Source organism: Thioalkalivibrio thiocyanoxidans ARh2 (assembly GCF_000385215.1).
Lineage (GTDB): Bacteria > Pseudomonadota > Gammaproteobacteria > Ectothiorhodospirales > Ectothiorhodospiraceae > Thioalkalivibrio > Thioalkalivibrio thiocyanoxidans.
In genome coordinates this window covers 39,439-61,804 of record NZ_ARQK01000052.1, presented here as the reverse complement: position 1 = coordinate 61,804, position 22,366 = coordinate 39,439, and the positions used below count along the sequence as shown (strand labels likewise).

Below are 22,366 nucleotides of genomic sequence, written 5' to 3'. Positions count from 1 at the left end.
CTTCGCACCCCTGCTCATGACCGGATCCGCACGCCGCGAGCGACCAGGGCCCAGGCCACCCCGCCGACAACCAGGGTGGTCCCCACGAGCACCCAGAAGGTTGTGGCCCAGGCGAAGGACCCGGTCCCCAGCAGACCGTAGCGAAAGCCCTCGACCATGTAGTACAGCGGGTTCAGCGCCGCCAGCGACTGCCAGGGCTCGGGCATCCGTTCCACCGGATAGAACAGCCCTCCCAGATAGATCAGGGGGGTCAGCACGAACGTCGCCACCACGGAGGTGTGGTCGAAACTGCGCGCGTACAGGCCATTCAGCAGGCCGGCCAGGGCGAACAGCGTGGCACTGACCAGCGCGATCCCCAGCGTCGCCGCCAGGTGGTGCAGTTGCAGGTTGGTAAACGGGATTGCAACCAGCGCCACTAGCGCCCCGGCCAGCAGACCGCGGATCACCCCGCCGGTTGCAAAGCCCGCCACGATCAGCCAGGCGGGGAGTGGCGCAACCAGCAATTCCTCGATGTGCCGCTGCAGGCGCGCGCCATAGAACGCCAGCGTCACATTGCTGTAGGCGTTGGTGGCCACGGCCAGGATGATCAGGCCCGGCAGGATGAAATCGGCGTAGTCGACGCCACGCATGGTGCCCAGCTCGCGCCCGACCAGGTGACCAAAGATCACCAGAAACAGAACGGTCGTCACCACCGATGGCAGCAGGTTCTGCACCCAGGCACGCAGGAAGCGGCGCACCTGCTTGATCACCATCCCGCGGTAGGCAAATCCGTAAGCCGCGAGTCTCATGTCCCGGCCCCCCGCGATGCACTGGCACGTTCCGCGATGCGCTGCAGGAACAGCGACTCGAGCCGGTTGCGCTTGTTGCGCAAGCCCGCCACCTGGACACCGCACGCGCCGAGACGCTCAAAAAGCGCGTTCACCTCCATGCCCTGCGGGAGGTCAATCTCCAGGGTCCAGCGATCCACCCGCCGGATCGCCAGCCCTTCCAGCTCGGGGCACGCATCAAGGGGGGCGCTCAACTCGAGCACCAGGGTCTGCACGTTCAGCCCGTGCAGCAGTTCGCCGGTCTCGCCGCGCGCAACGATCTCGCCCTGATCCAGAATCGCCAGCGAATCGCACAGCGCTTCCGCCTCCTCGAGGTAGTGTGTCGTCAGGAGGATGGTCACACCATCCGCATTCAGCGCACGCAGCAGTTCCCAGGTTGTATGGCGTCCCTCGAGGTCCACCCCCGCGGTCGGCTCGTCCAGCAGCAGCACGTGCGGGCGGTGCACCAGCGCCCGGGCAATCATCAGCCGGCGCTTCATTCCGCCCGACAGCCCCCAGGCGGACTGCCCCCGCCGGTCCGCCAGGCCCACCTGTTCCAGTACCTGGCCAGTACGCTCGCGCGCCCGCCGCGGGGACAATCCGTAATAGGCCGCCTGGGCTTCAACAATCTCGCCCACCGGCTCGAAGCTGTTGAAGTTGATCTCCTGCGGCACCACGCCCATGCAGGCCTTCGCCGCAACCGCCTGTGTCGCCACGTCGAAGCCGCAGACCCGGATCGACCCGCGATCCGCCCGCACCAGCGTGGTCAGCAGTCCCACCAGGGTCGTCTTGCCGGCCCCATTCGGCCCCAGCAGGCCGAAAAAGCGGCCCGCCGGCACCTCCAGGTCAACATCCGCCAGCCCAACCCGGCCACCGGCATAACGCTTGGCCACCGACTGCAGGGCGATCGCCGGGGCCATCATGGCGCCAGACCCCCGGCATCCCTGGCCCACCCGACGATGCGTCCGGCCCGATCCACCGCGCAGACCTCCAGCGCCGTGGTCTCCGGCAGCATCCCGCGCGCCCGCTGCCAGGCGCGCGCACTGATACGGTCGGCCAGCGCCACACCCTGCTCCAGGCAATCCGCAAGCGCCTGGGCGCTGGTATTGGCCGCGCGGATGCGCGCGACCAGTGCCTGGCTGCCTCCCAGATCCGCCGCCTCCTCCGCCAGCGCGTCGAGATCGATGCGTGACTTGCGGCTGTGGGCATCCAGGTGCCCGGCCGCGAATTTGCTGAGCTTGCCGAACCCCGCGGCCAGCACCACCGCGGGCAGGGGGTGACGCCTCAGATACTTCAGTGCCGCCCCGAACAGATCCCCCATCTCGATCAGCGCCATGTCGTCCAGACCGTACTGTTCGCGCATCGCGGCCTCGCTGGTACCCCCGGTGCAGCAGGCCACGCGCGGGCAGCCGTTGGCGCGGGCCACGTCTATGGCCTGATGGATGGATGCGATATAGGCGGCGCAGGAGAATGGCCGGACGATGCCGGTGGTGCCCAGGATCGAGAGCCCCCCGAGGATCCCCAGTCGAGCGTTCATGGTCCGCCCGGCAATGCGTTCGCCACCGTCCACGCCGACTGTAACCCTGAAGCCCCCGCTGTACCCGGCGGCTGCAGCCAGTGTCTCCAGATGCCCCTGGATCATGCGTCGTGGGACCGGATTGATGGCGGGCTCGCCCGGCTCCAGCACCAGGCCCGGGCGTGTGACCGTCCCGACCCCGGCACCCGCGACGAACTCCACGCCGGGCGCACCGCACAGGTTCACCTCCACCCAGACCCGGGCCCCGTGGGTGGCATCCGGGTCGTCGCCGGCATCCTTGATGACCCCGGCAACCGCGCCGCCCGGAGTGGGTTCGAGGTCGTTCAGTGTCAGGCTCACGACCTGCCCCTTCGGCAGGATGACCTCCACCGTCTCGAGCCGCCGCCCCTCCAGCAGCCAGCGTGCGGCGGCAACGGCGGCGGCGGTCGCGCACACACCGGTGGTCAGCCCCGTGCGCAGGCGCCCGCTGGTCTCGGGCGTCTCCGGGCGCATGGCGCCCGCCGAGCTGTTCTGCTCAGCCGGTTTCATGCGTTCCCGGGACGGACTCGGCACCCTGCGTGGCGATCGTCTCGCGCAGGCGCACGACCTCGCCCACGATCAGCAGCGCCGGCGAATGGATATCCAGATCCGCCACCCGCGCGGGGAGGTCGGCCAGAACGCCTTCGATGACACGCTGGCCCGGCCGCGTCCCCTGTTCGACCAGCGCGGCCGGCATCGCGCCGTCCGCACCCGCCGCCATCATCTCGCCACAGACCTCGGCCAGGGTATGCAGCCCCATGTAGACAACCAGGGTCTGCTGCGGATGCACCAGCGAGGCCCAGTCCAGATTGGTCTCGCCGGCACGCCGGTGGGCGGTAACGAACTGGCAGCGATAGGCGTGATCGCGATGGGTCAGCGGGATCCCTGCATAGGCTGCACAGCCACCGGCTGCGGTAATCCCCGGCACGATGCGCACTGGCACCCCGGCGGCGGCAATCGCGGCGGCCTCCTCGCCGCCCCGCCCGTAGACAAACGGGTCACCCCCCTTCAGGCGCACCACGTAGTGCCCCTCCCGGGCCAGCGCGACCATGCGATCGTTCAGATCGCCCTGATCACAACTGTGCCGCGAGCGCGCCTTGCCCACGTACAGACGCTGCGCCTTGGGGTTTGCCAGATCCAGGATCGCCTGCGGGATCAGGCGGTCGTGCAGCAGGATATCCGCGTGCTGCATCGCGCTGAGCGCGTCCAGTGTCAGCAGGCCTGGATCGCCCGGCCCCGCGCCCACCAGATCCACGCACCCGGCCCGCCGCTCGCCGCGAAACGGGAGGGTCACCCCAGGGCGTGCACCGGATCCGATCCTGGCCACCTTGTGCTGCCTTGTGCCCCTCATGCCTGGAACAGTCGCGCCGTGGCCTGCGGGTTGGAGGGGAACCAGGCATGCAGATAGGTCGCGGTCAGGCGCCCGTCACGATAGATCGCCTCGCCCTGCGACCCCGTCCCGCGCGCACGCCAGCAATGACCATAGGGCTCGAGCCCGACCTCGGAATGGGTGTGATGGAAGGTGTGCCCGCGCAGCTCGCCCTCCGGCAGCGGGGCCGCCTGGAGCCCCAGACCCTGCAGGCGGTCTGCCAGCTGGGCCTTGCCCGGCACCAGCCCGGCCATAGCCGCGGCATGGCCCTCGCGATCGGCCAGTTCGTCCAGCAGGTAGAGAAAGCCCCCGCACTCCGCCAGGATGGGGCGGCCCGCCGCATGATGGACCTCAAGGTCCGACTTCAGGGCAGCATTGTCGGACAGCTGATCCAGATACAGCTCGGGGTAGCCACCCGGCAGCCAGACGGCATCGGCCTCTGGCAACCCGTCCCCGGCAAGCGGGGAAAAGAACCGCAGTTCGGCGCCCATCTTCTCCAGCAGACGCAGGTTGGCCGGATACATGAAAGCAAAAGCCGCATCCCGCGCGATCGCAATGCGCACGCCGGACAGCGCCGCCTCGATCGGCGCAATTGTTTCCGGATCAAAGCGCATCGGCTCCGGGAGCCCTGTCACCCCAGCCTCTTCAATCGCGGCCGCTGCCGCCTCCAGCCGCGCATCCAGATCGGCGATCTCGCCGGCCTGCACCAGCCCCAGATGACGGTCCGGGACACTCAGCGTCTCGTTACGCTGCACGGCACCAAAGAAGCGGATTGCCTCCGGGGTGCAATCCTCCAGCATCCGCGCATGGCCGGGACTGCCCACCCGGTTGGCAATCACGCCGGCAAACGACAGGCCCGGACGGTAGGTCGACAAGCCATGCACCAGCGCCCCGAAGGTCTGGCCCATGCCGCTGGCATCCACCATGGCCAGGATCGGCAAGCCGAAGGCCTGGGCCAGATCCGCACCGGACGGATCCCCGTCAAACAGCCCCATCGAGCCCTCCACCAGGATCAGATCGGACTCCTGGGCCGCCTCGTACAGCATCGCTCGACAGGCTTCTTCCCCGACCATCCACAGATGCAAGGCGTCGACCGGATGCCCGGAGGCCTGTTCCAGGATCATCGGGTCGAGGAAGTCGGGGCCGGTCTTGAACACGCGCACTCGCAAACCCTGGTTGCGGTGGTAACGGGCGATGGCGGCGGTGATCGTGGTCTTGCCCTGGCCCGAGGCCGGGGCCGCCACGAACGCGGCGGGGCAGCTGACACTCACAGCTCGATCCCCTTCTGCGCCTTGATGCCGGCCTGGAAGGCATGCTTGACCACGCCGATCTCGCTGACCGTGTCGGCCGCCTCGACCAGCGCCTTCGGCGCGGCGCGGCCGGTGGTGATCACGTGCTGCATCTCCGGTCGCGCGGTGATGTCCTGCAGCACCTCGTCCACATCCAGGTACTGATATTTCAGCGCGATGTGCAACTCGTCGAGCAGCACCAGATCGACGTTCGGGTCGCGCAGCATGTCGCGGGCATGCGCCCAGGCATGGCGGGCGGCTTCGGCATCCTTCTCGCGGTCCTGGGTCTCCCAGGTGTAGCCCTCGCCCATCACGTGGTACTGCACATTGTCCTGACCGCGGAAGAAGGCCTCCTCGCCGGTGGCGAACTGGCCCTTGATGAACTGCACGATGCCGACCTGCATCCCGTGCCCCAGGGCCCGGGCGACCATGCCGAAGCCCGAGGAACTCTTGCCCTTGCCGGTGCCGGTCAGGACCAGGAACACGCCCTTTTCTTCCTGCGCCTCGGCGATCTTGCGGTCCACAATCTCCTTCTTGCGCGCCATGCGCTGGGCGTGGCGTTCGGCGCGTGCGGCTTCGGTGTCGTCGCTCATGTTCTGGTGACTCCTTGATTTGTTTGTATAGGCACGTACGGACGGCCCCGAGATATAGCTATTCGCCGATCAGGATCATGCGTCCGGTTTCCGGGTCACGGTAGACCTGGCCCATCGACTCGAAGCCGGAGCCGGCCTCCCCGGCACCCTCGGGCGGGTCCGGGATCTCGCGTCCGGGCTCGATCTCGGCGCCGCCACTGGCCGGTTCAAGGCCACTCCCCGAGGCGGCCATCACCACCATCAGGCCGACGGCGAACACCAGCATGATGTCGGCCAGGTTGGCCAATGGCCCCATCGGCTCTTCGTCAGGGGCATCGAAGCGGCTGGCGCGGTAGTGCGGGACCCTCATGCCGCCGCCTCCAGGCGCTCCATCGCGGCGTCATACCAGCGCCGCCGGAGGCGTCCGAGCAGAAAGCCGAGGATGCCGACCAGCAGCCCCAGTACCGTGGTGTTGAACGCCACCGTAACGGCCTGGGCGAGGATTTCCAGTTCCCCGCGTCCCATCGCCGCCAGCCCCGGCCCCAGCGGGATCAGCGTGCCCATCAGCCCGAGCATCGGGCCGATGCGTGCCAGCAGATCCGCACGGTCGATGCGGCGTCGTGCGCGGTAGGCCAGGCGCTCGGCATCGCCGGTGGCCTCCAGCCGGCGCACCCCGCCGGAGCGCTCGCCCAGTGCGAGCCCAAGCTCCCAGACGGCGACCGCCACCAGCACCAGCAGGCCGACAATCACCGGCTCCAGCAGCCAGCGCACTACGGTATCCATCAGTTCCATCGTGATCGAGAACGGCATTCGTGTTTACCTCACTAACCTTTGTTCGGCGCTTCCCACGTTCGTGCGTAGGAGGCCAGCCCCCTGGCCGATGGGGTCTATCCGGCGGCGCATCGGCCAGGGGGCTCGCCTCCTACAGGAGATACCCAAGCGGCGGTTATCGGCGGCGGCCTGCGGCGATACCGCCGATCAGCAGCAGAAACAGCGCGGCGGCGACCATCCAGGGAATCCAGGGCATGCCGACCGCCTCGTCGCCGGTCTCCTGGCCACTCTCGGCCTCGGCCGCTTCCGGCAGCTCCTGCATCTCCCGGGCGTCCGGGTCCTCCAGCGGCTGGATCTCCGTGACACGGCTGGGATCGGCCTCCGCCTGTGCGCGATCGATCTGCGCGGACGCGCGCACGGCCTCGAAGGCCTCGCGCAGCTCGGGGTCCTCCAGGCGCTCGGCCACCTCGTCCAGCATCGGGTGGTCGGGGCGCGTGTGCCCGCTGCCCGGCAGGCCGTGTTCCGCAACCAGTTCGGCAAAGCGTTCGGACAGGGCCTCCAGTACCTCCGGTTCGGCCTCCCAGAACCCGCGACTGGCAGCCACCAGATGCACGGCCTGCAGGTGGGTCTTCAAATGCACGTTGTGGCCGTCGGCGAGAAATTCGTCCACGCCCAGTCCGTGCCGGTCCTGTAGATAGATGTCGTGCACCTCGTCCCAGACCCAGGAGCGCACGATCTCGGGGTTGGTGGCCTGCCAGCCCCACAGGTTGTCGACGAAGTCGCGGGCCATGGTGCGGGCCCCGGCATAGCCGTGATCCATCAGCGGCTCGATCCACTGCGGGTTCAGGTTCTGCCCCTGCAGCTCGCGCATCAGCGCGCGCCCCAGTGTCTCCACCTGCGGATTGTCCGGGTCGGCATGCTGTAGCACTCGGTTGTCCGGCACCTCGCCACGCAGGCTTTCCACGGCAGTGGACAGCCCACCCTGGAAATCGAAGCCGTCGTCGTTGTCCAGCAGCCCGTACAGGTGCGAGGCGCGACCCAGATAGGTGTGCCCCACCCCCGCCACGCGCGACTCGAACGCCTCGTGCGCCGCATCTCCGGATGCCGTGGTGCCATAGGCATGCCCCATGCGGCGCAGGTAGGCCGCCCCCAGTTCGGCGCGATCCTCCCAGGCGCCGGAGCGGTCCGCCAGGCGGTTCACCCCGGCGCCGTACGCCCCCGGTGCGGTGCCGAACACGCGCAACGCGGCCTGCTCCCCGGCGGAAGCACCGTCCAGCCCCGCCGCGCGCAGGGCCTCGGTGTCCTCCACCCACTGCGCGGCGACATCGTTACGCGCCAGCGACTCGTCGCCAGGGTCACGCAGATCCTCCGCCAGCGGAGCCAGGGCTGCTTCCAGTGCCTCTTCCAGTTCCGGGTGCTCCTCGAGGATCGTCTCCGAGGCGCCATCCAGCGCCAGCCGTGCGGCCCGGTCCAGCCACACGAGCTGGTCCTCGTAGAGATCGCGGAACAGCCCGGAGGTGGTAAACAGGGCATCCCGGCGACGGTCGCGCCCGGCCTCGTCGAGATCCATGCGCTCCAGGCCCTCGACGATCCCGCGACTGTTCCAGGCGGGCCGGATTCCAAGCATGTCCATGCCGAAGGCGATCATCACCCCCTCGTCACGCACGGTGTCGGAGGCCCAGAGGATGATGGCCTCGCTGCCATCCGCTTCCGGATCACCGTGCTCGCGGGCATCCGCGGCGAGTTCCTGACCGATCCCCCAGGCGATACGGGTTGGCACCAGGTCCGCCGACAGGGCATGGAAGTTTGTCCCGGTGGGCAGTACATCCGGCGTGCGGATCGGATCGTTGCCCTGACCCGGTGGCACGAACCGACCCTCCAGGGCGGCCAGCAGATGGGCGCGTTCACTGGCGGGCGAACCCCGCAGCCTGGCGTCCCAGTCGTCACCGGCCTCACCATCCCCGGCCATCGACTCGAGCATCGTGTCCACGGCTTCGTCCGACCAGTCGCGACCGAACACATGCAGACCCAGCGGCATCTGGTCCTCCTGCATGTCGGTCAGGTAGTGGCCGATCTCGTGCACGAGCAGCTCTTCGTCCATCTCCGCCAGGGGCGTGTCACCGTGATCATGGGCGTGACCGTGGTCATCGCCATGATCATCGTCCCTGCCATGGTCGTCATGTCCATGGCCACCGTCCTGCTCATGCCCGTCGGAGTGGTCATCGTGGTGCCCATCTCCGTCGTCGTGGCCGTGATGGTGATGGCCGCGCGCCAGTTCGCGTTCGATGGTCTCGGTCAGGCCCAGCTCGTCGATACGCTCGCGCAGGGTCTGGGCGGCGCGCGAACGGGTGGCCGCATCTGGCTGGGCCGCGGCCTCGTAGGTCTCCACCAGCTGGCGCAGTTCCAGCAGGCTGTCGTAGAGCTCGGTGGCCGCCAGCGGCGGGGTCAGGTGGCTGATCATCACGCCCATCGAGCGGCGCTTGGCCTGGATGCCCTCGCCGACGCCATCGACGATGTAGGGATAGATGATCGGCAGGTCGCCGCCGAGGATCTCGGGGTAGTCGTCCGGGGCCAGCCCCGCACGGCGGCGCGGCAGGAACTCGCGGGTGGAATGACGCCCGACGTAGACCAGCGCATCCGCCTCGAAGTGCTCGCGAATCCAGTGATAGAAACCGGCGTACTGGTGCGTCGGCGGGAAGGTCGTATTCGCATGCAGCAAGCGCTCGCTGACCTCCCACCCGCGCGGCGGCTGCGGACCGATGAACACGTTGCCGAACTCGATACCCGGGAAGAGCATCTCGCCGTCGCGCGTCATGGCCTCGCCCGGTGGCTCGCCCCATCCGGTCAGACCCGGGATGCCTGTACGCACCAGGGCCTTGCGCAGCTGTTCGGTGGTTTCGTGTTCATCTTCACCGGCCAGCGTGGCCTCCCAGGCAGCCTCGTACTGGGCGAGCAGATCCAGCGCCCGTTCCTGGGCGTCGTGCGGGTAGCTCTCGAGCATATGCCGCAGATCGCCAACACCGCTTTCCAGCGCGGCCTCCGCCAGTTCGTGCTTGTCCGCGTCCCTGGCCGCCTCCAGGCGCGCCTGCAGGTAGCCGATCGGTCCGTCGACCAGCTCCGCCTGCACCGCGGCAGGCAAGCCGTCGAAATACGCCTGGTACTGATCTCGATCCAGCGAGGCGACCCGGCCGGCAATCGCGTCCAGCGCGTCCGCCTGTTCCGGCAGATTCACCGCCCGGTCCTGGATCATGTCCAGCAGGGCCTCGGCATCCTCCGGCACCTCGTCCCCGAGGTCGTAGCCGGCGGCGTCCAGCCGTTGCAGGATCTCCAGCAGTGATTCCGGGACATCCAGCTTGTCGGCGCCAATGTTCTGGCGACCGGGCGGATGGTTGTAGTACACGACCGCGACCCGCTTGTCTGCGTTGTCCAGCTGGCGCAGCCGGTTCCAGCGCTGCATCCGGTCGGCCAGGGCCTCCACCCGCTCGCCCACCGGTTCGGGCAGCGCCAGTTGCACGCCAGTGCGTTCGTCCTGCGTGGGCTCGCCCGCGGTCGCCAGCACCATCGGCTGGCTGGCGCCCTGCAATTCCGGCATGGCCACGTGATAGTGGACCTTGTCCCAGGGGATGCCCTCGTGCGAGAGCCGCCACTCGGTCTCGCTCACGTCCGCCAGGCGAATCCCCTTGACCACCGGGACATCCAGCTCGCCAAAGGCCTCGGCCACCGCCTCGCGGTTGCCACCTCCGCCCACCACGAAGTCCTGCAGGCTGACGATCCCGCGCAGCTCGGCGGGTGCCGCCGATGCAGCGAGGTTCTCGACCGCCTCGCGGCTGGCCCCACCCCAGCGCGCGAGTACCGCGAAGCACTGGATATCCCGGGCCGCCAGCGCCTCGCAGGTCGCATCCAGAAGCTCGCGGTCACCGGGACGGTCACCGGTATCCAGGTCCAGCACAGCCACGGCCGGCCTGGCATCCAGGCCAAGATCCCCCGGGTCGGCCACCGACTGGCCATCCCGGTAATAGCGGATGGTCTCGCGCGGATCCGGTTCCGGCACCTCGATCGAGTGCCCGCCCCGAGCGACCAGCCAGCGCATGAGGCCCTCCATGTTCTCCGGTGTGCGGCCCTGATAGAACGCACGTCCGATCAGCCAGTCGGCCTGGTTTGAGAAGCGCTCCTGCTGCCGGGCCAGGTGCTCGCGCGGATCCTCGCCCGCTTCAGGGTTCTCGGTCAGTTCGGTCCGGGCCTCCTCGTCCAGCTCCTCCAGCACCGCCTGGCCATCGATGCGGGACAGCGCGGTCAGGCGCCGTTCGCTGTTGATTGCAAGGATCGGCGCTGACTCGGCCGGTGGCTCTTCGCGCAGCAGACGTTCGAGACGACCGGCCTGGTCCCCGAACACCGCGGCCACGAGCACCGCGTCGGCATCGCGCCACAGCGCCTGGACTGACGAGTCCGACTTGTCCGCCAGCTGCTCAGGCGTGCGCAGCACCACCTCGGCATCCGGCACGGCCTCCAGGAATCGATGCGCACCGGCGGCCACCTCTGGGGCCGAGCGCTCGGAGACGATGCCGACAATCCTGGGATCCGCCCAGGCGGGCGCGCTCCACAGCACAACCATCAGCAAAACCACGCTGCGTTTCCAGAAGGACATGCGATCAACCCCGAAGAAAATCCGATGGGGCAACGCCACCGATACCGTGGTGGCGTCGCCAGGCAGTTATGCGCAGGAAGGTGCCGTGGAAACGGCACCCGAAAACCGGCAAACGCAGGCGGTCTCAGCCGCGCTTGTTGGCCGGCTGCCAGAGGATTTCCGCGCCGTTCTCGTGACGTGCAAGCACACACGACAGAGCACGAACAGAAGATCCGACAGGCGGTTGACGTAGGCCAGCGAACTTGGCCGCAACGCCTCGTGGTGATTCACCGCCACCAGCCGGCGTTCCGCGCGCCGGCAGACCGTACGGGCGATGTGGCAGTCGGCCGTGGCCGGGCCACCGCCCGGCAGGATGAACTCTTCGAGCGGCGGCAGATCGGCGTTGAAGCTTTCCAGCTCCACATCGAGCCGCTCCACAGAGGCATCCGGCAGTGCCTGATGCCCCGGCACCGCCAGCTCCGCCCCCAGGTCGAACAGCTCGTGCTGAACCAGGGCCAGCACGCGCCGAACCTCTTCCGGCAGATCGTGGACCAGGACCCGGCCCACGACACTGTTGAGCTCGTCCACGTCGCCAAACGCCTCGACGCGGTGGCTGTCCTTGTCCACCCGCGAGCCATCGCCCAGGCCGGTCCGGCCTTCGTCACCCGTGCGGGTCGCAATCTTCGACAGTCGATTACCCATGGATCACCTCTGCTGGTAGCGCAGCTTGACGAAAGCGGCCCGACCCGGCTGGTTGTACCCTCCGGCGGTCTCGTAGTCCTTGTCGAACACGTTATTGACCGTCGCCTGAATCTGCCATTCCGGCGCAATCTGATAGCTCGCTCGCAGGTTCAGCAGCCCGTACCCGGAAAGGCGTTCGTCATTATTGGCGTCGTTATACGAGCGGCTCTTCGCAATCACCGAACCTCCCAGCGAGAGATGCTGGAACTGCCGATCGAGATCCACACGGGCCGTCACGGGTGAACGCCGCTGGAGCTCGTTGCCTGTTTCGCGATCCTCAGCATCCAGCATCGTCAACGAGGCACGGGTAACCCACCGGGCGGTTGCATAGCCTCCTTCAAGCTCAACCCCATGGATCCGCGCCTCGTCGATATTCTCAGCCTGGAAGGCAATCGGATCATAGCTGATCATCTGATCCAGCTCGGTGCGAAACACCGCCGCATCCGCATAATACGGGCCACTGCTGTAACGGGCACCGAGTTCGAAAGTGCGCGACGTCTCTGGTTCAAGATCGGGATTCCCGAACCCCGGGAAATAGAGATCGTTGAATGTCGGAGCCTTGAAGGCGGTCCCATAGCTGGCCCGCAGCCGCAGGGCGTTGTTGGCCTGCATGCCCCAGGCGACCTGCCCGGTGGTCTTGTCGCCGAACTGCTCGTTATCGTCGTATCGGAGTGATCCTTCCAGGTCGTGGTTGCCGAGCTCAGTGCGCACGACCGAATACACGCCGACGTTGTAGCGCGAGTCTTCATCGTAATCCGCAGAGCCGTCGACCTGGTCTTCGTAGGAATCCACCCCGGCGATCAGGTCGGTGCGCTCACCCAGGCGGATATCATTGCGCCAAGCCAATTGATCCCGCCTCGTATCGAAGCGGTCGGCACTTCCCCCCAGAACGCCACCTTCGGTGATTTCGTCACTCTCATCCCGTGACTGCCCCATCGTGATTTCCGTGTCCCAGTGATTGCTTACCGGGATGCGGACACCGGCTCGTAACGCGGCATGAACGAAATCCGTGTACGCCCGATCATACGGACCCAGGTTTGCAAAAGTGACGGGGTCGGACTCATCCGCATCGTATTCAGAACGTCCCTCCGAATACAGCACGTTGCCGAAGACCTCGATCCCGTTGTCCAAGCGGTGAGCCACTTTGCTGGCCAGCGAGGTGTTGTCGTAGCCGTCGCGGTCGTCATCGCCGACGTCATCCTGCACATTGATGCCGTCAGTACCGAAGTGACTGACCGAGAGACTGTAGGTTGTGTTATCGGTGCCACCGGCAACACCAACGCCGGCCTCCCAAGTGTTGAAACTGCCGCCGCCGACAAACGCGTTGACTTTCGGAGGGCCCTTGCGGCCCTCACGGGTGAAAGTCTGCACTACGCCGCCGATTGCGTCGGAGCCATAGATGCTGGTGCGTGGGCCGCGTACGATCTCGACGCGCTCGATCTCTTCCGGAGGCAGGAACTGCCAGCTTGCACCACCCGACGTCGCAGAACCCATGCGCACGCCGTCTATCAACAGCAAGGTATGGTCGGAACTCGTGCCACGCGCATAAACGGAAGTGGACTTGCCGAAGGCGCTGTTCTGGGAGGTTTCGATCCCGGCTCGACCCTCCAGCAAATCGGTGAACTGCTGGGGCTGCAGACGCTCGATCTCCTCGCGTTCGATGACGGTGACAGAGGAAAGGGTCTCATCAACGGTCTGTGCGATGCGCGCGGCGGTGACTTGGACGGTCTCCAGGGTGTGCGCTTCGGAATCGGCGTTCGGCGTCTCGGCCAGAACCGGGGTGGTGGCCAGCAGGATGGCCGTGGAAAGTGCTGTGCGCTTCATGTCGTTCGTGTCTCCCGGCGAGTCGCCCGCACGCCGTTGATTCGTCGGGACCGAGCGGACAGGGGGATACAGACACGAGGGGGACCGGCCACAACCGGCTAGCGGCCGGGCTGATCATCCGCCTCGCATGCCCGCCGCATGCCGCGCGATCATTCCCTGGCCGGTCTCCGGGCTGACGAGCGTTCCGGTGCAGCGCCTTCCCGAACGACCTCGTTCAGTGGCGTGTGCCGCGACCATCAGAGGCCATCAGGGCCTCTCGCTCGATCACCGTTGCGGGGGCAGCGTCGGATTCGTCCAGGTCTGCCCACAGCCGTGGACGGACTCACCGATCTTCCCGTTTAACCCGCGGCGCAAGTCGCCGGCGGGCACCAGAAAACGCGGTAAAGCCTATACAATTGGTCAAGAAATTGCCAGCCCCGCCCGGCGGCACGGCGGCGTCAGGAGCGTTGCGACTCGGCCTGCAGGTAACGGGCACCACGCTTGAGCAAACGACCCCAGGCCTTGTCCTGCAGCATGGCGTCGAATTCCGGCGAACGTTCGGCACGCAAGGCTACTGGCGGGGTCTGCGCACCCTCCTCTACCGGGTGCGCAGCGAGCATCTCGAGTCGTTCCCGGCTAGCACCGTACTGCTGCTCCAGGAAATCACGCATGGAGTCGGACAGGGGCAGGTAGTAGATGCGCGTCAGACGCAGGGCCAGCCACTCCGCCATGCGGCCGAGATCCTGGCGCACGAGGCGCACCATGGCCGAGCCCAGACCGGCCTTTGCATCCGCACTCATGCCGACGTAAAGCCCCCCCAGATAGGCGGCCGGGTTCGCATAGATCGCTCGCTGAATGCTCGGGTTGGTCAGGTCGGCCAGAGGCTCGAGGATCAATGCGAGCTGGATGCCGATGCGCTTGGCCGTATCCGCATCCAGCACCTGCCCTCCAAGGTAGAACAGATCACCCTCGCGCCGTATGCCGAGCTCGGACAGGTATTCGCAGAACTGGTCGGCCAGGCGCAGCTTCTGGTCGTCCGTCAGTTCGATCACCTCCTCGCCCACCCGAATGCCGCGGGTACTGCGCTTGAACCACTTTTGCTGGCCCTTTTTCTCGACCTCCCTGCGTCGCAGCGCTTCCCAGCGCTCGACCGCCGCGGCATAGCGGCTCTGGGCCTGCATGAGCTGGTCACGCGCCGCACGTAGATCCTCGACCTGACGCAGTGCCCGCCCCAGCAGGCGGCCTTCCGGCGAGTGCACGAGCGGACGGGCCTGCTCCAGCTGCCAGAGGGCATCCAGCACCTCCCGCCCGATGCCCAGGGTCGACGCGCGCAGGACCTGCGGATCCAGCCCACTGGCCGGGCTTTGTGCCAGCAGCATCGCCAGGGAGCGCAGGCGGCTGACCACCCCCGCCTGCGCGACACGGAACCGGTTGCCCTGGTACTCGAGCCGGTCGAGCGCATGCCCCAGCCGCCAGCCGCCCGACCACTCGAAACTCAGCCGCCGGATCTGGCGCCCGTTGACCAGCTCGAAGGCCAGCACGAACATCGCCTGGGCATCATCCAGGGTACAGCGGGTCAGGTCGTCCGAGTCCGCCGCCGAGAACAGGCGATCCAGGAACTGATCGATCCGCCGCACACCGTCCTCGCGGGTTGGTGCGACGCCCTGCAGACGGTCGCGCAACGAGTCTGCCAGCTCGGGGGCATCGTGGTGCAGCTTTTCCAGCGCCGCCATCCGTGCATCGGCGGTCACGTCCACCAAATCCGCGACGCGCGAACGAAGCCCCAGCCGACGATAGATCTCGATCTGCTCCGCGGCCGACGCAAGGCTGGTATCGCCGGTCATCTCGCGCACCGCGACCGCGACTCCTTCCGGCGAGATGTCCACCTCGTGCAGCAGGACCTCGGCGGCCTTGCGCCGCCGCATGTCCGGCGCCATCTCGGCCATCGCCAGATCGCGCGTCACAAAGAGCAGATCGGGCAACAGGTCGATGGTATTGCGCAGCTGATCGCGCGAGCGCTCCTGCCGTCTGCCCCGGGTGGCGTCGGCAATAAAACGCGCCAGCAGACCGATCACCCCGAACAGCAGCGTGTAGACGGCAAAGAAGATGAAGTTCTGGGCCGGGGCCGCGTGGCCGAAGCCGAGGAAGTAGCCCCCCTGCATTGCAAGGAAGGTCACCGGACCGGCGGCCCACAACAGCTGCAGCATGTTCAGCGACCAGGGCACTTTGCGCGCACTGGCCGCGACCTCGGTGATCCGGCTGCGTCCGGCCGCCTCGATCAGCACATGGTCCTGACTCGGGCTGGCCGCCTCCGGAGCCTCCTGGCGCTGTTGCCGCTTGCGAAACCTGCCGAACACCCGTCGTCCCTGCCCCTTCAGCGTTTCGGTGAAGTGTAGGGAAAAAGCGGGGTTGCGGGTGCCCGACGAGGGGAAAACGTTCCGAAAAACAGAAAATTGATCGGCGTTTCCCTACGCGGCACTGCGAGCCTGGGCGGCCGCCTCGCCGGGCGGGATGGAGACCACCTCGGGTGCCTCGTCGCCATACAGGTAGTCACGGGTCAGCGGCACGGCATCCTGCTGCTTGGCCATCTGGATGTGGAACACCACCTGGCGCCACCAGCGAAACGTCCCTTCGCAACTGGCCAGATAGAACTCCCACATGCGACAGAAGCGTTCGTCGAAGTGCTCCACCGCCTCGGCGCGGATGTTCTGGAAACGCCGATACCACTCCGCGAGAGTCTCGGCATAGTGCAGCCGCCAGAACTCGATATCGGTGGTATGCAGCGGGGTCGGTTCCAGCGCCTCCATCACCTCGGACAGGGCCGGGGTGTAACCACCAGGGAAGATGTACTTGCCTAGCCAGGGGTTGGTTGTCCCTGGCGGTCCCTGTCGGCCAATCGTGTGCAGGACGGCCACGCCGTCGTCCTTGAGCAGGTCGTTCACCCGCTGGAAGAACGTGCCGTAGTTGGGCACGCCGACATGCTCGAACATACCGACGCTAACGATCCGGTCGTACTGGTCGTCGTGTTCGCGATAGTCCTGATAGAAAAAACGCACGCGATCGTCCAGCCCCCGGCGCTTCGCCTCCGCCTGGGCCACGCGCAGCTGCTCCCTGGACAGGGTAATGCCATCCACCTGGACATCGGCATTCTCGGCCAGGTGGAAGGCCAGCCCACCCCAACCACAGCCGATATCCAGTACCCGCTGACCGGGCTCCAGCACCAGCTTCTTGCGCAGCATCGCGCACTTCGCCTGCTGGGCCTCTTCCAGGGTCATGTCCGGGCGCTCGAAATAGGCACAGCTGTAGAACATCCCGTCGTCGAGAAAACGGCGGAACAGCCACTCGTCCACGTCGTAATGGTGCGAGATGTTCTGGTAGCTGCGCGCGATGCGGTTCCCCTGCTCCAGGATCCCGCGGAACATGCACACCAGCGGGTGGACGCGACGCTGGAACATGGGTGCAAAGTTGCGCATGGCCACATCCAGAAACACCCGGATACCCTCGGGCCCCGGCGACCAGAGCCCGTCCATATAGGTCTCGCCCAGCTGGAATCCGGGATCGCGCGCAATACGCTTGAGAGCCGCCGCATCGTGGATCTGCATCGTAATCTCGGGCGCCCCCTGCCCGAATCGGCGCTCGCTCCCGTCAGGCTCGCGCAGGATCAGCGTGCCGTGGCGCATGTATTCGTTCAGCATCCGTTCGATCATTGCATCCCTTCCCCTGCGAATCGTCTGCCACATGGAACAGAGCCTGTATATCGCGCTGGCCGCGACACAAGCATCTGAAATAGCGGATCGTCGCCACCTCAAAAGGTTCCACACTCACAATAACGGAATTCCTCATGCGAGCAAGCCTCTTCCCGTGAGCCACAGGCGCTTCCCTAGCCGCGGTCAAAACCGCTAACCTGCGCACATGACATTGCGCCCAACCCAAGCCTGCGAGCACTGCTCCCTGCGTCAGCTCTGCCTGCCGATGGGGCTGCCGCAGAACGAACTCTGGCAACTCGACGAGATCGTTCAGCAGCGCCGCCCGATCGAGAAGGGGACTTCGCTGTTCAATATGGGCGAGCGCTTCGACACCCTGTTCGCCGTGCGAACGGGCGCACTGAAAGCGGTCCTGATCAGCGACGACGGCACCGAACAGATCACCGGGTTCGCCCTCGCCGGCGACCTGCTCGGGCTCGACGCGATCCATTCCGGGAAACATCCGGTCAGTGCCGTGGCGCTGGAATCCACCAGTGTCTGCGCAGTCCCGTTCACCCATGTGGACGACCTTGCCGACAAGCTGCCCACCTTCCGCCAGCACATGATGAATGTGATGAGCAAGGGGCTGGCCCAGGACGAGAGCGTGCATGCCCTGCTCGGGCAGCGCACGGCGGAGCAGCGCCTGGCCACGTTCCTGGTGACCCTGTCCGAACGGCACCGTGCGCGCGGCCTGTCCCCCGAACGCTTCTATCTGCCGATGTCGCGCGCCGACATCGCCAACCATCTGGGCCTGACCCAGGAGACCATCAGCCGCCTGTTCACGCAGCTGCGCAAACAGGGGGTGATCAGCCTCCACACCCGGGATCTCGAAATCCTCGAGCCGAAGAGCCTGCACAATGCCGCCGGCGTAACCCTCACGTCCGCCGCCAGCGGTGCCTGAGGCTGCCAGGCCGCACGGCTTGGGCTTCGACAGCTTCTGGGATTTCGCGCTGCGAATCTGGGCCTCCGCACCAGCCCGGGAACGCCTGCTGCACTGGCAGGAGAACCATGACGTCGATGTCATCCTCGCCCTGTTCGCCCTGTGGTACCCGGGGGGCATACGCAAGCACAACTGGGAGGCGCTGATGCAGGCCGCCGCGAGTTGGCGCGATCGAACCACCGCCCGCGTGCGCGCCCTGCGCCGCCGCCTCAAACCCGAAGGCCCCCACCAGCCGAACCGGGCGGCGCTGTACACCGCCACGAAGGCGCTGGAGGTCACATGCGAACGAACGGCTGCGATGCGCCTGTTTAAGTCCGCCCTGGATCTCGGTGATCCCGCCGCGACCCCCGACCTCACACGGCGTCTGCAGCTTCTGTTCCCGGCCCTGCCCGTGACCGAGATCCGGGACGGAATACCCGAACTCACACAGGCCGGCTGCACATAGGCTATCCTCCCGGCACATTTTCTACAGGCAAGCGGCATGTCGGACGATCTGCGCAACCAGCTCCTGAAGACCGGGCTGGTGGATGAAAAACAGGTGCGCAAGGCCAAGAGCCAGAAGCACAAGGCCCAGAAGACACAACCAAAAAAGAAAAAGGGCAAGCCCGCCGACGCCGAGGCCAGCGCCGCGGCGGCCCGCCAGGCCGAGCAGGCCCAGCGCTCGCGCGAGAAGAACCAGGAACGACAGGAAAAGGCCGAACGCCGTGCGCGCCGGGCCCAGATTCGCGAACTGGTCAACCAGCACCTGGCCCCGATCCCCACCGGCGACGCCGCGATCGACTACCACTTCCAGTTCGACGGGCAGATCCGCCACCTGCCGGTAACCGAGGACACCCGCAAGCGCCTGGTCGACGGGCGCGCGGCCTTGGCAGGCCTGGAGCTGCACCCGAGCAAGGGTTTCCGCGTAATCCCGCGCGAGATCGCGGACAAGATCCGCGAGCGGGATGCCGAGTGGCCGCTGGTCATCCCGGCCGAAGAAAGCGGCGATTCCGAGCCCGATCCCGACGACCCGTACAAGGACTACGTCGTCCCCGACGACCTCATGTGGTAGCGCCTCGTTCGGGGCTCAGCCCCTGCCGGGATCGCCCCCGGCCTGGGCGGTGGCGAGTTCGGCGAAATGCTCGCGGGCGCGGGCGACCAGTTGGGCCGGCAGCCCGTTCTTCTCGGCAATCGTAAGGCCGAACGACACACCCGGCTCGCCGATCAGCAGCCGGTAGGTCGGGGACAGCGTCTCGGCATCGAACTGCATCGAGGCGTTCACGATGCCCGCATGCTGGGCGGCGTAGTCCTTCAGGGGCGCCAGGTGGGTATTCACGATCCCGCGCGTGCCACGCGCACGCAGCTCGTCCAGCATCGCCATCGCCAGTGCCGCGCCCTCGTCCGGGTCGGTGCCCGTGCCCAGCTCGTCCAGCAGGATCAGGCTCTCGGGGCCGGCGTGGTCCAAAATGCGCTTCAGGACCTCCACATGCCCGGCAAACGTCGACAGGTGGTGGAACAGGCTCTGGTTGTCGCCGACATCGACCATCACCTGGTCGAAGCGCCCGATGCGGCAGTCCTGCTCGGCCGGGATATGCAGCCCGCACCAGGCCATGGTGACCAGCAGCCCGAGCGTCTTCAGCGCGACGGTCTTGCCGCCGGTATTCGGCCCGGTGATCAGCAACAGGGGCTGCTCGCCATCCAGTCGGATCGACAGCGGCACCGGCTGCGGCCCGTTGCCCTCGGCGAACTGCAACAGCAGCAGCGGGTGGTAGGCCTCGATCAGCTCCACCCCGGCCTCCGCCTCCAGCCGCGGGGCATGGGCATTCATCTGTGCGGATAGCTGCGCGGCGGCGGATGCCAGATCGATCCAGGTCAGGGCCGTCAGCATCAGCTCCAGCGGCTCGCCGTACTGGCGCACCACGTCGGTCAGCTCGCGCAGCAGGCGCTGCTGCTCGGTATTGATCTGGCCGTTGACTGTATCCAGCTGGTTGTTCAGCGGCACCGCCTCGATCGGCTCGACAATCTGGTCGCGCCCACCCATCGCGGTGCCACGACGCACGCCCTTGACCGCGTTGGCCGCCTCGCCGCGCAGCACCATCACCGCGCGCTCCTGGTGCCACTGGACCTTCAGTGCGTCCTCGCCCTTGTGCACGACATCGGAGGCCGCCAGGCGCTTTTTCACCACCGCCTCGACCTCGTCGCGCAGGCGTCCGCGCTGTTCGAAGGCCTCGACCAGCGAGGGGCTCGCGTCTTCGCGCAGCGACCCGCCGGGGTTCAGGCACGCCGACAGGCGCTCTTCCAGCCCCTCGGGCGGATACAGCTTGTTCAGGTCTGCCGGATAGATCTCGGGGGTGTCCGCCAGTTGATCCGCCAGCTCGCGCGCATGCCGCATGATCGTCTGGAGGTTGTGCAGGGCCTGCACCGGCAGCGCGGCCCCGGGGTTGGATGCCTGGCGCAGCGCCGCGCGCACGTCCGGCAGCTGCCCCAGACGCGGCAGGGTGCCCGCATCCAAACGCTGGCGCGCGACGGTCACCGCAGTCTGCAGTGCGCGCGCCGCATCCAGATTCGGTGCCGGCTCCAGCCCGCGTGCGGCATCCGCGCCGTATGGCGTCGCGGTCAGGCGCTCCAGCAGACGCTGGATCGCGGGGAATTCGAGGGCCTTCAGATCAACCTGCATGACATACCCTTGTGCATGAATTCTCTATCGCAGACCCTGTGGGAGCGTGCTTGCACGCGAAGCCCCTGCCAAGGCCGGATGCAGGCAGGGGCTTCGCCGGCAAGCCGGCTCCCACAAGGGGGAGACCAGGCTCCGGCTTACTCCTCGGCCTTCTTGAACATCCCGAGGTAGGCCTTCTTCTCCAGCAGCGGTTCGCGCATCACCGCCAGCATGTCGTCCAGGTGCTCCGGCGTGCTCATGCCGACCAGGGACGTACCCAGCCCCGGCGTGGAGCGGTTGAACTGCATCGCGCGCTGCGCCGGATTGGGCAGGTCCGCCAGCTGCTGCCCGACCACCTCCACCGACTGCTGGGCGAGGTGTCCCTTCAGCATGGAATGGGAGGCGAACATGTACACCTCCAGCTGGTGCGCGGCCTGCAGCGGGCTCGCCACATTGCCCTGCCCGGTCGCGGTATTGAAGCGGGTGAAGCCTTCCAGCATCACCTGGTTGAACGGGAGCATCCCGATCTTGAAGTGGTGCCGGGCGTGGTCGTCGCCGGTCACGGTCTGCGCGGCACGTTCGGCCAGGCCCTGCATGGAGGTCAGCGACTGAAACACAGCGGCGTCGGTCTCCTCGCGGAAGCCCTCGAACGTGGAGATCCCGTAGGCGCGGATCTTCTTTTCCCGCGCCGCGCGCTCCAGCACCTCGAACACCGGCTCCAGCTTGCGGTTGGTCGCCTCCTTGCCGATCTCGTGGATATGGACCTCGGGCTGGTCGATGATGAAGGCATCCAGCGTCTCCACCCCCATCAGCGAGCGCGACAGTTCCATCTGATAGTGGATGTACTCCGGCGTCAGCAGGTGCGCGCCCTTGGCCAGATCATCGCGGTTGCCCATGCCCTGGGACTCGATCTCGCGCTGGAACCAGGCGTCCATGTCATCAGGCGGCCCGCCGCGCAGGGTCAGAAAACCACCCTTGGAGATCAGGAACATCGCCTCGCGCGGGACCCCGGCCTCCAGGGCCGTGCGCACGCCCGCGCCGACGGCCGCCAGCGAGCGCCCGTAGCGGTAGTGGGCACCGGTGTCGACGACATTGATGCCCTCGGTCAGGCCACGGGCCACGATGGCGGAGATCGCGGCGTCCACCTCGGCCGTGGCGGCGCCACCAAAGGTGCCAATGCCCAGGCTGGACAGGCGCATCTTGGCGCGCGAGAACTCGCTGTAGTGGCCCTCGGCGGCCTTGCCCTCGGCGATGTAGTGTTCCGCATACCGACGCGTCGCCTTGGCGTTGGCGTATCCGGGGATCAGTTTCTGCGGCGATTCCATATTGCTCCTCTGCACAATCCGGAGAGGGCCGGTACTCGTTGCGCACCGCCCACTCGCATCCATCCGGAAAACGCGAATCCTACGTCACCCGGGCGTGATTGCTAAAACCCATCCAAACCGGCGAGTCTCCCGCGCGGCCGGATTCCGCCCTGGGTGGATCGTGCAACCCTTCTGTGATCATGGTTGCGCACAC

The 22,366-nt window shown here is 67.0% G+C and carries 17 protein-coding genes, 1 pseudogene and 1 riboswitch; of the genes and pseudogenes, 3 read left to right on the top strand and 15 right to left on the bottom strand.

Translation table 11 applies throughout. The features are described 5' to 3' along the window. Window positions 1–14: 14 nt before the first annotated feature. From G372_RS0108070 to G372_RS0108010, 13 genes and pseudogenes are all read right to left on the bottom strand, one after another. Window positions 15–788 carry an ABC transporter permease gene (locus G372_RS0108070; RefSeq protein WP_038070413.1) on the bottom strand — a complete coding sequence of 258 codons (774 nt, stop codon included), beginning with the start codon at window positions 786–788 and terminating at the stop codon, window positions 15–17. Beyond that, a complete protein-coding gene (locus G372_RS0108065; RefSeq protein ID WP_019623541.1) occupies window positions 785–1,729 on the bottom strand; it encodes an ABC transporter ATP-binding protein in 945 nt (314 codons plus the stop codon). Before G372_RS0108065 ends, G372_RS0108070 begins: the two co-directional genes overlap by 4 nt. Beyond that, complete coding sequence (locus tag G372_RS0108060; RefSeq protein WP_026340313.1) at window positions 1,726–2,835, bottom strand: cobalt-precorrin-5B (C(1))-methyltransferase; 1,110 nt, start codon at window positions 2,833–2,835, stop codon at window positions 1,726–1,728. The genes G372_RS0108065 and G372_RS0108060 overlap by 4 nt, the downstream gene beginning before the upstream one ends. Window positions 2,836–2,857: 22 nt before the next feature. Beyond that, on the bottom strand, window positions 2,858–3,712 hold the full coding sequence (gene cobA, locus G372_RS0108055; RefSeq protein ID WP_026340314.1) for a uroporphyrinogen-III C-methyltransferase: 855 nt from the start codon (window positions 3,710–3,712) through the stop codon (window positions 2,858–2,860). Then, window positions 3,709–5,001 carry a cobyrinic acid a,c-diamide synthase CobB gene (locus G372_RS0108050; RefSeq protein WP_019623544.1) on the bottom strand — a complete coding sequence of 431 codons (1,293 nt, stop codon included), beginning with the start codon at window positions 4,999–5,001 and terminating at the stop codon, window positions 3,709–3,711. The genes cobA and G372_RS0108050 overlap by 4 nt, the downstream gene beginning before the upstream one ends. After that, window positions 4,998–5,612, bottom strand: coding sequence for a cob(I)yrinic acid a,c-diamide adenosyltransferase (cobO, locus tag G372_RS0108045; protein WP_019623545.1), 615 nt, complete (start codon window positions 5,610–5,612; stop codon window positions 4,998–5,000). Before cobO ends, G372_RS0108050 begins: the two co-directional genes overlap by 4 nt. 58 nt (window positions 5,613–5,670) lie before the next feature. Beyond that, window positions 5,671–5,961, bottom strand: coding sequence for a DUF2149 domain-containing protein (locus G372_RS0108040; protein WP_018138715.1), 291 nt, complete (start codon window positions 5,959–5,961; stop codon window positions 5,671–5,673). Continuing rightward, entirely contained in the window at window positions 5,958–6,401 is a 444-nt protein-coding gene (locus G372_RS0108035) for a MotA/TolQ/ExbB proton channel family protein (RefSeq protein ID WP_018174775.1), read from the bottom strand. Before G372_RS0108035 ends, G372_RS0108040 begins: the two co-directional genes overlap by 4 nt. Window positions 6,402–6,537: 136 nt before the next feature. Next, complete coding sequence (locus tag G372_RS0108030; protein ID WP_019623546.1) at window positions 6,538–11,007, bottom strand: cobaltochelatase subunit CobN; 4,470 nt, start codon at window positions 11,005–11,007, stop codon at window positions 6,538–6,540. A 124-nt stretch (window positions 11,008–11,131) separates the two neighbouring features. Continuing rightward, a pseudogene (locus G372_RS13555) lies at window positions 11,132–11,688 on the bottom strand (cob(I)yrinic acid a,c-diamide adenosyltransferase). A gap of 3 nt (window positions 11,689–11,691) precedes the next feature. Further along, window positions 11,692–13,551: a TonB-dependent receptor domain-containing protein gene (locus G372_RS0108020; protein WP_019623547.1), complete on the bottom strand. Its 1,860-nt coding sequence runs from the start codon at window positions 13,549–13,551 to the stop codon at window positions 11,692–11,694. Between the two features lie 141 nt (window positions 13,552–13,692). After that, a riboswitch (cobalamin riboswitch) is annotated at window positions 13,693–13,939 on the bottom strand. A 49-nt stretch (window positions 13,940–13,988) separates the two neighbouring features. After that, on the bottom strand, window positions 13,989–15,887 hold the full coding sequence (locus tag G372_RS0108015; RefSeq protein ID WP_019623548.1) for a hypothetical protein: 1,899 nt from the start codon (window positions 15,885–15,887) through the stop codon (window positions 13,989–13,991). A 111-nt stretch (window positions 15,888–15,998) separates the two neighbouring features. Beyond that, complete coding sequence (locus G372_RS0108010; RefSeq protein ID WP_018865043.1) at window positions 15,999–17,237, bottom strand: SAM-dependent methyltransferase; 1,239 nt, start codon at window positions 17,235–17,237, stop codon at window positions 15,999–16,001. Window positions 17,238–17,442: 205 nt separating this feature from the next. Between G372_RS0108010 and fnr the strand changes: the two genes are divergently transcribed. From fnr to G372_RS0107995, 3 genes are read left to right on the top strand one after another with little or no spacing between them, the layout of a single operon-like run. Then, on the top strand, window positions 17,443–18,174 hold the full coding sequence (fnr, locus tag G372_RS0108005; protein ID WP_026340315.1) for a fumarate/nitrate reduction transcriptional regulator Fnr: 732 nt from the start codon (window positions 17,443–17,445) through the stop codon (window positions 18,172–18,174). Beyond that, a complete protein-coding gene (locus G372_RS0108000) occupies window positions 18,167–18,658 on the top strand; it encodes a TIGR02444 family protein (RefSeq protein ID WP_026279079.1) in 492 nt (163 codons plus the stop codon). Before fnr ends, G372_RS0108000 begins: the two co-directional genes overlap by 8 nt. 36 nt (window positions 18,659–18,694) lie before the next feature. Next, window positions 18,695–19,264 carry a DUF2058 domain-containing protein gene (locus tag G372_RS0107995; protein ID WP_018865040.1) on the top strand — a complete coding sequence of 190 codons (570 nt, stop codon included), beginning with the start codon at window positions 18,695–18,697 and terminating at the stop codon, window positions 19,262–19,264. Window positions 19,265–19,279: 15 nt separating this feature from the next. Here G372_RS0107995 and G372_RS0107990 read toward each other — a convergent pair whose 3' ends face one another. Next, the gene (locus G372_RS0107990; protein ID WP_019623550.1) at window positions 19,280–20,869 is read right to left on the bottom strand and encodes an endonuclease MutS2; all 1,590 of its coding nucleotides are present in this window, start codon (window positions 20,867–20,869) and stop codon (window positions 19,280–19,282) included. Window positions 20,870–21,006: 137 nt separating this feature from the next. Continuing rightward, on the bottom strand, window positions 21,007–22,173 hold the full coding sequence (locus tag G372_RS0107985) for an aldo/keto reductase (RefSeq protein ID WP_018865038.1): 1,167 nt from the start codon (window positions 22,171–22,173) through the stop codon (window positions 21,007–21,009). Between the last annotated feature and the right edge of the window lie 193 nt (window positions 22,174–22,366).

Excerpts from the sequence above, each read along its gene's own strand:
- G372_RS0108070 (WP_038070413.1), bottom strand. The coding sequence starts at position 788 with ATGAGACTCGCGGCTTACGGATTTGCCTACCGCGGGATGGTGATCAAG.
- G372_RS0108065 (WP_019623541.1), bottom strand. The coding sequence starts at position 1,729 with ATGATGGCCCCGGCGATCGCCCTGCAGTCGGTGGCCAAGCGTTATGCC.
- G372_RS0108060 (WP_026340313.1), bottom strand. The coding sequence starts at position 2,835 with ATGCGCCCGGAGACGCCCGAGACCAGCGGGCGCCTGCGCACGGGGCTG.
- cobA (WP_026340314.1), bottom strand. The coding sequence starts at position 3,712 with ATGAGGGGCACAAGGCAGCACAAGGTGGCCAGGATCGGATCCGGTGCA.
- cobO (WP_019623545.1), bottom strand. The coding sequence starts at position 5,612 with ATGAGCGACGACACCGAAGCCGCACGCGCCGAACGCCACGCCCAGCGC.
- G372_RS0108040 (WP_018138715.1), bottom strand. The coding sequence starts at position 5,961 with ATGAGGGTCCCGCACTACCGCGCCAGCCGCTTCGATGCCCCTGACGAA.
- G372_RS0108035 (WP_018174775.1), bottom strand. The coding sequence starts at position 6,401 with ATGCCGTTCTCGATCACGATGGAACTGATGGATACCGTAGTGCGCTGG.
- G372_RS0108030 (WP_019623546.1), bottom strand. The coding sequence starts at position 11,007 with ATGTCCTTCTGGAAACGCAGCGTGGTTTTGCTGATGGTTGTGCTGTGG.
- G372_RS0108020 (WP_019623547.1), bottom strand. The coding sequence starts at position 13,551 with ATGAAGCGCACAGCACTTTCCACGGCCATCCTGCTGGCCACCACCCCG.
- G372_RS0108010 (WP_018865043.1), bottom strand. The coding sequence starts at position 17,237 with ATGATCGAACGGATGCTGAACGAATACATGCGCCACGGCACGCTGATC.
- fnr (WP_026340315.1), top strand. The coding sequence starts at position 17,443 with ATGACATTGCGCCCAACCCAAGCCTGCGAGCACTGCTCCCTGCGTCAG.
- G372_RS0107995 (WP_018865040.1), top strand. The coding sequence starts at position 18,695 with ATGTCGGACGATCTGCGCAACCAGCTCCTGAAGACCGGGCTGGTGGAT.
- G372_RS0107990 (WP_019623550.1), bottom strand. The coding sequence starts at position 20,869 with ATGCAGGTTGATCTGAAGGCCCTCGAATTCCCCGCGATCCAGCGTCTG.
- G372_RS0107985 (WP_018865038.1), bottom strand. The coding sequence starts at position 22,173 with ATGGAATCGCCGCAGAAACTGATCCCCGGATACGCCAACGCCAAGGCG.